Raw genomic sequence first — 11462 nt, 5'->3', positions numbered from 1 at the left:
GCTGCGGCTCGGGCAGGGGGCGGGGGCGAATGCGCTGCGTATAGCTGACCCTACGGCGAGTGTGCTCCTCGGTGTGCGTGGGGCAACCTGGCTCTAGGCGGCAAGACGGAGGCGTCGTGGGTTGTCGTGTGGTGCTGCGCCGGATGCGGGCGGCGGACGAAGCCGAGTTCGTCGACCTTGCCGGACAGAGCGCCGAACTGCACGCCGACTGGGTCCGGACGCCGACCGACCCGCTGGCGTTCCGCGAGTACCTGGCCCGTTTCGCCGACCCCGCGGCAGGCGAGGCTCTGCTGATCAAACGGGCGGACACCGGGATCATCGCGGGCCACGTCACCCTCACCGGCATCGTCCGCGGACCCTACGATCGCGCGATCCTGGGGTTCGCCGCATTCGCCCCGAGTGCGGGCCGCGGTTTCATGACGGAGGGCGTCGGGCTGACCGTCCACTACGCGTTCGGGCTGCTCGGCCTGCACCGGGTCGAGGCGGATGTCCAGCCGGGCAACGAGCCGTCCCGCCGCCTCGTCCGGCGTCTCGGTTTCCGGCGCGAGGGCTTCTCCCCCGGTTTCATCAACATCGGCGGCGTCTGGCGCGACCACGAACGCTGGGCCCTTACCGCCGGCATGACCACGAAGCCACCGCCGAACTGCCCGGACGTCCTCCCCTAGCCGCCCCAGACGTCCTCACCCAAGCGACCTGGACGGAGGCATCCCAGGTGCTACCAGGGCACCACGCCGGCGTCCTCGAAGAAGCCGCCGGTCGGGCCGTCGTCCGGCAGGGTCGCGAGATGGAGGGCGATCGCCGCGCCCTGTTCGGGGGTGCGGACACCGCGGAATCCGTTGAGGTCGGTGGCGCAGAAGCCCGGGCAGCCGGCGTTGATCAGGATGTTCGTGTCGCTCAGCTCCTTCGCGTACTGGACGGTGACGGCGTTGAGGAAGGACTTCGACGGCGCGTAGGCAGCGGAGATGGGACCCGTTTGAGCGTCCGGAGCGCTCTGCCGGGTGAGCGAGCCGACGCTGCTGGACATGTTCACGATCCGCGGCGACGCCGACCGGCGCAGTAGCGGCAGCATCGCGTTGGTGACGCGGATGACCCCGATCACGTTGGTCTCCACGACCGTCCGCATGACGGCGGGGTCGACCAGCGTGGGCTCCTGCGGCACACCGCCGGTCACGCCCGCGTTGTTGACTAGCACGTCTAGGCGGCCGGCACGCTCCTCGACCAGCTCGGCAGCGGCGGCCACGCTCGCGTCGCCGGTCACGTCGAGTGGGACGCCGAACGCGTCGGCGCCTCCCGCACGCAGCTTCTCCACGGCGGCCTCCATGCGCTCCTCGTCCCGTGCGCCTACGCCGACGCTCCAGCCGAGGGCCCCCAAGCCTGCCGCGATCTCGTACCCGATTCCCTTGTTCGCGCCGGTGACCAGCGCAATCGTCCGTTCGTTCATGTGTCCCATCCTGTCCGCACCCTGGGCGAGGCTGCCAACACCATCTGGGTGGCCGGTGATACCTCCCGGGTATCACACCAGGTCATCGGCTCCTTCGCATGGACGGGCTCCGCCCGCTGATGAAGCACCCGCGGTGCCACTGCCGGCTTCCGTGGCACGGCGTCGCCGTCCCGCCGCAGTACCGTGGCGGTATGGAGACGCGGGAGTTGCGGTACTTCGTCGCCGTCGCCGAGGAGTTGCATTTCGGACGGGCCGCGCTGCGGCTGGGGATCGCGCAACCGCCACTGTCACGGGCGATCCGCCAGCTCGAACGGCGGCTCGGGGTGACGCTGCTGGACCGCACCAACCGCACCGTCGCGCTGACCGAGGCCGGTTCGGTGCTGCTGCGCGAGGGACGGGCGGCACTGGACGCGGTCGACGCCGCCGACCGCCGCACCCGCCGCGCCGCCCTCGCCGCGACCGGACAGCCCGGCCTGGTCCTCGTCACGAAGGCGGGAGCGTCCAGCGAACTGCTGTCCAAGCTGCTCGACGCCTATGCCGCCGAACCCGGCGCGGCCGCCGTCGACGTCCTCCTGTGCAGGCCCGGCGAGCAGGAGCGGCTGCTGCGCGACGGACGTGCCGACGTCGCGCTGCTGCACCGGCCGTTCGACTCGACGACCGGGTTCGACACCGAGGAACTGTCCACGGAGGGGCAGGTCGTGCTCCTGCCCGCCGGGCATTTCCTCACCGGCCGGGCCCACCTGCGGATGGCCGACATCAACGCGCTGCCCGGCCTGCCGTTGCCGCGCTGGCCCGGCCCTGACGGCACGTACCCGGAGGGCCCCGGCCCGGAGGTTCGAGACCACGCGCAACTGCTTCAGCTGATCGCGCTCGGCCGGGCTTCGGCGGTTTTGCCGGAGTCGTGCCGGACCCAGCTGAGCCACGACCTCGCGACCGTGCCCCTACTGGACGCGCCGGCGGTGACGACGGTGATCGCATGGCCGCCGCACAGCCGGTCCCGGGCCCTCGCCGAGCTCATCCAGGCCGCCACCCGCCTGTAGCCATCCGGCCAGAGGGACGAGGCCCTTCCGAGATACGGCCCGCCTCGGCGGCGGCCCGGAGCAGAGTGTGGCCCCCGACTGGAGTCGTGATCACGTGGCTGGAAAAGGGTTGGACGGGACGATGCCCGGGCTTGTAACTTGCAGTCGACCGTGACACCGCCCAAGGAGGTGAGACCCATGAACGTTGTATCGATGTGGGTGCTCCCCCTTCCGTCACGGTCGGGCGATTGACGTAGGTGTCGCCGGGAGCGCCTCGCCAACAAGGCACTCCCGAAAGGCAACACCGATGGACTCTCAGCAGTTCACCCCCGAGCCGCCGTCGAACGACAGGGTCGAGCGCGCGGGCGAAGTCCCCGGACTCTCATCGGCGGACTCCGGCGCCGATCACACGCCCCTCACGTTCGACGTGATCATCGCCGGATGCGGGCCGACCGGTGCGATGCTGGCCGCCGAACTGCGGCTGCACGATGTGCGGGTACTCGTTCTGGAGAAGGAAACCGAGCCCGTGTCGTTCGTCCGCATAGTCGGACTGCATATTCGCAGCCTCGAGCTGATGGCAATGCGCGGGCTGCTGGAACGCATTCTCGAACGCGGAAGACAGCGTCCGGCAGGCGGGTTCTTCGCCGCCATCCCCAAACCCGCGCCCAAGGACCTGGACTCCGCGTACGCCTATCTGGTGGGCATCCCGCAGCCGGTCATCGAGCGTCTGCTCGAAGAACGCGCGACCGCACTCGGCGCGCAGATCCGGCGCGGTTGCGCGGTGTCCGGTTTCGAGCAGGACGACGAGGGCGTGACCGTCGAACTCGCCAACGGCGAACAGATACGCTCGCGCTATCTCGTCGGCTGTGACGGCGGGCGCAGTACGGTGCGCAAACTACTCGGCGTCGGTTTCCCCGGCGAGCCCTCGCGGACCGAGACGCTGATGGGCGAGATGGAAGTGGGCGTGCCGCAGGACGAGATCGCCGCCAAGGTGGCCAAAATCCGCGTGCTCCATCAGCGATTCTGGCTCCGCCCCTTCGGCGAAAAGGCCTACAGCGTCGTAGTCCCCGCCGCGGGAGTCAGCGACCGCGGGGAACCGCCCACGCTCGATGATTTCAAACAACAGCTGCACGCCATCGCCGGAACCGATTTCGGCGTGCACTCACCGCGCTGGCTGTCCCGCTTCGGGGACGCCACCCGGCTGGCCGAGCGTTATCGGATCGGGCGGGTACTGCTGGCCGGCGACGCGGCGCACATCCACCCGCCCACCGGCGGACAGGGCCTCAACCTGGGCGTTCAGGACGCATTCAACCTCGGCTGGAAACTGGCCGCGCAGGTCCGCGGCTGGGCGCCGGAAACACTGCTGGACACCTATCAGGCAGAACGGCACCCGGTCGCCGAGGACGTACTGGACAACACCCGCGCCCAAATGGAACTGCACTCCACCGAACCGGGCCCGCAGGCCGTGCGCAGGCTGCTCACCGAACTGATGGACTTCGACGAGGTGAACCGCTATCTGATCGAGAAGATCACCGCGATCGGCATCCGCTACGACTTCGGCGAAGGCCCCGATCTGCTCGGCCGCCGCCTGCGCGACATCGAGGTGAAACAGGGCAACCTCTACGGCATGCTGCATCGCGGCCGCGGCCTGCTGCTGGACCGCACCGAACGCCTGACCGCCGGCGGCTGGTCAGACCGGGTCGATTACCTCGCCGACCCCACCGCGGCACTGGAGGTTCCGTGCGTCCTGCTACGCCCTGACGGCCACGTCGCCTGGATCGGCGACGACCAGCAGGACCTGGACGACCACCTCTCCCGCTGGTTCGGCAAGCCCGCCAACTAGTTCGCCTCCGTCTCGGGTCAAGATCACCGCGGAGTCTGGTGAGACAGGACGGCGGCACTGTCCAGCCCCGAGCGATCCGGCATCGCGAAGCGGCCGGCACGGCCTGGCAGGAGCCCAGCCTGGCCTTCGTTTCCACCATGGGAACGGAACGTCAACAACGTCCTGCACTCCAACCAGGTCATCCTGGCGAAGACGGACCTGAACCCGGACGAGTGGCCCCCGTCGCTGCCGAGGAGCCTTGGTCAGGCGGTCATACGGAAGGCCCATCGCGAATGCTCGCGATGGGCCTTCTACCTGGGAGCCGCCTATCGGAATCGAACCGAAAACCTATTAACCGCCTTCGGGACGGTCCGGTGCGCTCCTTCGCACGAGCGGTCTTCGGGCGTGACGGGCCGGCTCGCGCGAACGAGCACTCCGGCTCGTGTGAGGCTGGGGCCCGCGAGGCCGCCACTCCGAGCTCGTCCAACCGCGCTGCCCGCTGACCTGCCCCTTCTTCGTCCCGAGCGATCGGCACTGCTGGCACATCGCAGGCGTATGGACGCGTGAGGCTCAACGGCGATGAGGTCCGTGATCCGCCCCCGGTGTCAGTGCGCCCTCCTATGGTGCCAACCATGACGACACAGCCAATCCATGATCCGCGGCCGCTCTTCGCCCTGGCAGTGGGGCAAGCCGAGCAGCAGATCGCGGCGGTACGTCCCGACGAGTTGGGCAACAGCACACCATGCGCCGACTACGACGTCCGCGCGCTGATCGGGCACATGATCGCGGTGCTGCACAAGATCGCCGGTGTCGGCGCCGGACGCGACGTCTCTGAGTTTCCTGACGTGATCGACGATGTCGCCGACACCGACTGGATCAGCGCATTCCTCAAAGCTCGCGATGAGGTTGACCGGGTGTGGGCCGACGATGCGATGCTCGACCGCTCGGTCACTTTGCCGTGGGCCACGCTGCCAGGCCACGTCGCCCTGGACGCCTACACCCACGAGTTCACGGTGCACTCCTGGGACCTCGCCCATGCCACGGGGCGGCTCAGTGAACTCGACCCGGACCTTGCGGTGCAAGCGCTCGACGCGTTTCCCAGGTTCGCCCCACCTGAGACCCGCAGTGGGCAGAGCCAGTTCGGGCCGGCCGTCGCGGTGCCGGACGACGCCGACGTCTACACCAGACTGGCCGCGTACCTGGGGCGCGACCCCAGGGACTAGAGACCGCGTACCTGGAGCGGGAGGGTGTTCCTGTGGGTTGGTCAGCCGCCGATTGCGGGGCCCGCTGGCCAGAGGGCTGCTAGGTCGTTCGGGGTGAGTGGGTCGCGGTAGGCGGCCTGGAGGACGGTCGTTCTCGTCGGCCTATCGGCGTCGGCGAGGTTGGCGAACCAGTCGATTCCGGCGGGGTAGGCCCACAGGTAGGAGCGCAGTTGAGGGTTGACTCCGCGGTCGGTGAGGACGTCGGCGATTGCGGCCTCGGTCGTCCAGGGCATGCGGTACCGGGCATGGTCGGCCAACTCGGCGATGCTGGCGCCCTGGTTGAGGGCGATGTGCAACTCGGCGCGGACGAGCTGGCTGTAGTGGTCGAACCGGGTGCGAGCGCCCAGTAGCTCGTCGTCGGGGGCGATGAACAGGGGGAGCGCCTGGGCAAGTCCTTCGAGGAGAACTTGTTGCGGGGCGTGCACCGACATCAGGCGTACCCAGGGGACATCATCGGCGGCGGCTCGCGCTGACCAGCTTGCGCCTTGTAGGCCGTGGCCTAGGACCTCGTGCAGGGCGAATTGGCGGGCAGCCACCTTGGTAAAGCTGGCGCGGCGGAGGTTGAGGCGGAGTCGGACCTTGTCGCCGGCGCCGTCCAGCCAGTAGGCCCAGTAGGCGTCTACCTCCGTGGTCTCGATGGTGAGGTTGAAAGGGGCCTGGCTACCCGTGACCTGGCGGACGGCGGTCTCATACTCGTCGGCGGCCTGGCGGATCGCGTCGGGGGCCTCGTCGGTCTCGATGGGGCCTTCGATGGCGTTCAGGTCGCGGGCCGTGTCGGCGCCCCATCCGATGCCCAGGGCGGCGAGTGCTTCACGGGCTCGGTCGCCTCGGTGGGTGATGTAGATGTCTTGCCATCCGGCGGCGAGGCATCCCTGGGTTGCCTGGACGTAGTCGTTCAGGGGCGGGTGTTCGCCCATGAGGGCGCCGAGGTATGCGATATCGGCGGTGAGGCGGGTGGTGAGGCGGTCGGCTCCGGCCTCAACGGTTCGGGCGCGCAGGTCGGTGAGGCTCTGATAGACCGCTAGGCGGCTGCTGGCCGGTTCGGTGGCCTTGGTGGTGGGAGCGCAATCGAAGTCGATGACGGCTACCGATCCGCGGCCGGTCTCGTAGGCGTGCCAGGCTCGTAGGGTCGTTTCGATCTCGTCACGCAGGTTCACGCATCGGCTCCCAGCGCAGCGTCACGGCCTGGTTCGGGCGCAGGTGGTCACGGGTCAAACTCATGACGGCGTCTTTGCCGTCGATGTCCCAGACGAGGCTATCTGTGGCGGAGTTCTCCGAACCGTCCGGACGTTCCTCGGCGGCGGTGCGGTGCAGCCCACGGTCTTCGCCAGCGCGACGATGTCCGAGTGGCGAGGGCGGCTACGTGTTCACCCCCGGCTGGGTGACCGATCCATCCGGATTAGCAAAAGCCCCCTTGCGGAGATCGCAAGAGGGCTTTGACGTGGGAGCCGCCTATCGGAATCGAACCGATGACCTATTCATTACGAGTGAATCGCTCTGCCGACTGAGCTAAGGCGGCGTGACGTGCGGGGCACGGCGGGAAGAAGTCTACCGGGTCCCCGGGGGTGGGTGCGCACTGGTTATTCAGCGGCAGGTGGTGCCGTCCTTGGGCGGGTCGGCGGTGATCAGGTAGTCGTCGGTGGCCTTGGTGATGCACGAGTTGCCCTGCAGGTAGGCGGTGTGCCCGTCGCCGTCGTAGGTGAGGAGGACGCCGCTGGAGAGCTGGTCGGCCAGGCTCTGCGCCCACTTGTAGGGGGTGGCAGGGTCTCGGATGGTTCCGATGACGACGATCGGGGGGGCGCCCTTGGCGGTGACGGGTTTCGGCTCCTGTTTGGTCTGGACGGGCCAGTAGACGCATGGGAGGCCGCCCCAGACGACGAAGGGGCCGAAGCGGGGAGCGACCTTCTTGGCCTCGGCGGCGGCCTTGCCGTAGGTGGCGAGGTTCGGGGGGTTGGGTTTGTCGACGCAGTTGACGGCCATGTTGGCGTCGGTCTGGTTGCTGTAGGAGCCGTCGGCCTTGCGTTCGACCATCTCGTCCGCGAGGGCTAGGAGGTAGGTGCCGTCCGACTTCTGCATCGCCTGTGTCAGCGCCTGGCGCAGGACGGGCCAGTACTCCTTGACGTAGAGGGCCCTGGCGATGCCCATCACGGCCAAGGATTCGGTGACCTTGCGGGAGTCGCGGCTGTTGCTGAGGGGCTTCTTGTCCGTGGCCGTGAGGAAGGACGCGACCTTGTCGATGACCGCGTCGGCGGAGTTGCCGAAGGGGCAGCCACCCGATTTGACGCAGTCGTCGGCGAACGCACGGAGGGCGGTCTCGAACCCCTTGGCTTGCTCGATCAGCAGTTCGGTGGACGAGAGCTTGGGGTCCACGGCGCCGTCCAGGACGAGGGCACGGATGTTCTTGGGGAACTGTTCCGCATAGGAGGCACCCAGGTAGGTGCCGTAGGAGGCGCCGTAGTAGGTGAGTTTGTTATCGCCCAGGGCGGCACGGAGGACGTCCATGTCGCGGGCGGCGTACATGGTGCCGACGTAGGGCAGCTCAGTGCCGGCCTTCGTCTTGCAGCGCTGCGCGAACGCCTTGCCCTCGTCGCCGAGCTTGTTGGTCTCGTTCTGGTCGTCAGGGGACGCGTCGGTGGCGAAGAACTCGTCCAACTGTGGGCCCGTGTTGCATTTGACGGGGTCGCTGGCCGCCACACCGCGAGGGTCGAAGCCGACGATGTCGAAGCGGCGTCGCAGGTCGTCCCCGAAGGCGCGGGCTGCCTGACGCACGAAGTCGACACCGGAACCACCGGGACCGCCCGGATTGGTCAGCAGCGACCCGATGCGGGAGGACTTGTCCTCTGCTGGAAGCCTGATGACGGAAAGGCCCACCTTTTCGCCGGACGGCTTGGAGTAGTCCAGCGGAACCTGGACGGTCGCGCACTCGAAACCGCTGCCGCAGCCCTTCCAGGAGGGTTTCTGACCGTAGAACGAACCGAGCCCGGCGGGGGCCGTCGTCGACGGTGCCGCCTCGTTGTCGCCGCTGCTTTCGCAACCGGTGACCGCCGCCAGTGCCAGCACGGTGGCCACACTGATGAACCTCGCTGCCCGCACCTGGACCCCGTCTCGTCGTAGCGGCACGTACGCCGCCGCCTACGCTACGTCGGCACGATGGCCGAGTGCTACTTCCCTCGATACTCGTGTTCGATGCCGTCGAGCAGCCAGTTCAGTCCCTGCTCGAAAGTGTCGGGACGGTGGAGGCCCGTGTCCAGAAAGAGCTTGAGGTAGGGGAACTCACCGCTTTCCAAGAGCAACTGGACGTAGGCCTGTTCCAGAGGGCTCGGGTTGGCCCGCTGCGGGCCGTCTTCACCGACGTGCTGCTCAAGGGTGATGTGGCCCAACATGTAGTTGTCGATTGTTTTGACGATCGCGAGCATGCCCTCTGGGTCGTCGGTGAGCCGCGCGGCGGCGGCTAGGGACTGCTCCAGGTGGCGCAGCCCGTTGGGCCCGACACGTGGTGTACGGCTGGCGAGCGCCAGCGTCCAAGGGTGCCTGACGCTTGCCTGGCGTTCCTTGTTGGCGATCTCAACCATCGCCTCCCGCCAGCCGTCCGGCAACTCTCCCTTGACCAGCACCTCCTCCGCGACCTCGTCGACCATGAGGTCGAGAAGGTCCTCTTTCGCGTCGATGTGCGTGTACAGGCTCATCGCGCGGACACCTAGCTCACCGGCGATGCGGCGGATGGAAACCGCGTCCAGGCCCTCGGCGTCGGCCACCTTGATCGCCGTCTCGACGATCGCCTCCCGCGTCAGCTTCGGGCGCCGTCCGCCGCGCGGGCGCGTCCATACATCGCCTGACCTCGGTGTTTCCGCCACACCGTAGATCGTACGCGATACAGCGTATCGATACGGTGTACGGATCCACCGCTACGGTGTATGGTGTGACCGATACGGCGTACGGAAACCGAGGGGCCGACCATATGACCGAGGCCGGAACCGCGCCGCCGGGCCGCAGCGAGGGGATAGACCCGCACCTGCGCAACCTCGCGATCGTCGTGGTGCTCGGCGCGATCATGACCGTCCTCGACAGCACCATCGTCAACGTGGCGATCACATCGCTCGGCAAGGACTTCGGGACGTCGCTGTCGACCATCCAGTGGGTCGTGACCGGCTACACCCTCGCCCTCTCGATGGCGATCCCGATGACCGCGTGGTCGATCCGGCGGTTCGGCTCCCGGACGATGTGGCTGGTCTCGCTCGGACTGTTCATCAGCGGATCCCTGCTGTGCGGGCTCGCCTGGTCGGTGCCCGCCCTGATCGCGTTCCGCGTCCTGCAGGGCCTCGGCGGCGGGATGCTGATGCCCGTCGGGCAGACCATGCTCGTCCGGGAGGCCGGCCCCGACCGGATGGGACGCGTGATGAGCATCATCTCGGTGCCCGCGATGCTCGCGCCGGTGCTCGGTCCCCTGCTCGGCGGCGTGATCGTCGACAACCTGAGCTGGCGGTGGATGTTCTTCGTCAACATCCCGCTCTGCGCGGTGGCGTTGCTGTCCGCGGTGCGGATGCTGCCGCGCGACACCGAGCGCAGCGCCGGCGCCCGGCTGGACGTCACCGGGATGCTCCTGCTGTCCCCTGGCCTGGCGGCGCTCGTGTACGCCCTGTCGGCTGCCGGGAACGGCGAGAGTCTCGCGGGCGGACGTTTTCTCGCCGCCGCGATCGCCGGTGGAGCCCTCATCGTGGCCTTCGTCGTCCACGCGTTCCGCAAGGGCGACGACGCGCTCATCGACCTGCGCCGGCTCGGCACCCGGGCCTTCACGGCGGCGACCGGCGGGTTCTTCCTCTACAGCGCCGCGGTGTTCAGTCTGATGATCCTCGTCCCGCTGTTCGCCGGGCTCGTCCGCGGGGAGTCCGCGCTGGACGCCGGCTGGCTGCTGGCCCCGATGGGGCTCGGCGCGATGGCCACCATGGCGGTGTCGGGACGCATGGCCGACCGCTTCGGCGGACGCTGGCTCGTCGTCGGCGGCGTTCTCTGCGTACTCGCCGGAAGCATCGTGCTGACCACCCTCTCACCGGCCACCGGACGCTGGACGATCATGGGCGCGATGTTCGTCGTCGGGCTCGGTCACGGCATGATCGCCCCGTGCCTGATGGCGATGGCCTACCAGGGCATACCGCGCGAGGCGGTACCCGCGGCGACCACGGGGGCGAACATTCTGATCCGCGTCGGTAGCTCGTTCGGCACGGCGGTGACGGCGGTCGCCCTCCAGATCGGAATCCGTGACGAGATACCTGGCGCGTCCGGGAGCCTGGACGAGGCCGCCGCACACCGGACGGCGGACACCCCCGCCCTCCTGGCGAACGCCTTCACCGGAACCTTCTGGTGGTCGGCGGCGATCCTGCTCGTCTCCCTCCTGCCCATCCTTGCCGTCCCCCGCAAACCAAGGAGGACCCAACTCACCTCACCATGAACCGGACCGGGGCAACCGCGCCATCAGCGCAAACGCCCAATCAGGCCGCGGCGAGGGCCCTTGGCCGAACCGCAAGAACCTCGTCCCAGCCCTGTCGGCGTCCGAACGGTTCGCCGCCCAGGGCCCCGGCAACCCGACCGGCGGCGTCCGACCGCTCGGCGAAGGCGGCGGCCGCCAAAGGCGCACCACTCGAACACCCCACCGGAGCACCATCCGGACGCGCCGCCACACACCGCCACGCCGCCGCGGCACCACGCGGGGCGCCCAACCGACCTGCCGTTCTGACACCCAGCCCGCACACCACCCGGACACGCCGGCGCGCCGCCGCCGCACCATTCGAGGCAGCCAACCGACCTGCCGTTCTGACACCCAGCCCGCACACCATCCGGACACGCCGGCGCGCCGCCGCCGCACCATTCGAGGCAGCCAACCGACCTGCCGTTCTGACACCCAGCCCGCACACCATCCGGAC

Annotated in this window: 9 protein-coding genes and 1 tRNA gene; 5 read left to right on the top strand and 5 right to left on the bottom strand. The window is 68.7% G+C overall.

Going from position 1 to position 11462, the window contains the following annotated elements:
• Positions 1-116: 116 nt before the first annotated feature.
• Complete coding sequence (locus E1293_RS38105; RefSeq protein WP_243717181.1) at positions 117-665, top strand: GNAT family N-acetyltransferase; 549 nt, start codon at positions 117-119, stop codon at positions 663-665.
• Between the two features lie 50 nt (positions 666-715).
• On the opposite strand, the gene E1293_RS38100 is transcribed toward E1293_RS38105, so the two are convergent.
• A complete protein-coding gene (locus E1293_RS38100; RefSeq protein ID WP_132203496.1) occupies positions 716-1441 on the bottom strand; it encodes an SDR family oxidoreductase in 726 nt (241 codons plus the stop codon).
• 191 nt (positions 1442-1632) lie between these two features.
• Between E1293_RS38100 and E1293_RS38095 the strand changes: the two genes are divergently transcribed.
• From E1293_RS38095 to E1293_RS38085, 3 genes are all read left to right on the top strand, one after another.
• Complete coding sequence (locus E1293_RS38095; protein ID WP_132203494.1) at positions 1633-2481, top strand: LysR family transcriptional regulator; 849 nt, start codon at positions 1633-1635, stop codon at positions 2479-2481.
• 286 nt (positions 2482-2767) lie between these two features.
• A complete protein-coding gene (gene rox, locus E1293_RS38090; protein ID WP_132203492.1) occupies positions 2768-4303 on the top strand; it encodes a rifampin monooxygenase in 1536 nt (511 codons plus the stop codon).
• A 611-nt stretch (positions 4304-4914) separates the two neighbouring features.
• Positions 4915-5505 (top strand): TIGR03086 family metal-binding protein, encoded by a 591-nt coding sequence (locus tag E1293_RS38085; protein ID WP_132203490.1) that lies wholly within the window; start codon positions 4915-4917, stop codon positions 5503-5505.
• Between the two features lie 41 nt (positions 5506-5546).
• Here E1293_RS38085 and E1293_RS38080 read toward each other — a convergent pair whose 3' ends face one another.
• The 4 genes from E1293_RS38080 to E1293_RS38065 form a co-directional block, all read right to left on the bottom strand.
• Positions 5547-6701: a hypothetical protein gene (locus tag E1293_RS38080; protein WP_132203488.1), complete on the bottom strand. Its 1155-nt coding sequence runs from the start codon at positions 6699-6701 to the stop codon at positions 5547-5549.
• A gap of 289 nt (positions 6702-6990) precedes the next feature.
• Positions 6991-7063, bottom strand: a tRNA-Thr gene (locus E1293_RS38075).
• A gap of 65 nt (positions 7064-7128) precedes the next feature.
• A complete protein-coding gene (locus E1293_RS38070) occupies positions 7129-8613 on the bottom strand; it encodes an alpha/beta hydrolase (protein WP_243717179.1) in 1485 nt (494 codons plus the stop codon).
• 92 nt (positions 8614-8705) lie between these two features.
• Complete coding sequence (locus E1293_RS38065) at positions 8706-9398, bottom strand: TetR/AcrR family transcriptional regulator (protein WP_132203484.1); 693 nt, start codon at positions 9396-9398, stop codon at positions 8706-8708.
• Between the two features lie 104 nt (positions 9399-9502).
• On the opposite strand from E1293_RS38065, the gene E1293_RS38060 reads away from it, so the two are divergent.
• Positions 9503-10990: an MDR family MFS transporter gene (locus E1293_RS38060; RefSeq protein ID WP_132203482.1), complete on the top strand. Its 1488-nt coding sequence runs from the start codon at positions 9503-9505 to the stop codon at positions 10988-10990.
• Positions 10991-11462: the final 472 nt, after the last annotated feature.

This window comes from Actinomadura darangshiensis (assembly GCF_004349235.1).
GTDB lineage: Bacteria > Actinomycetota > Actinomycetes > Streptosporangiales > Streptosporangiaceae > Spirillospora > Spirillospora darangshiensis.
Note: the sequence above shows the minus strand (reverse complement) of the source record. Positions and strands in the feature narration are given on the sequence as shown.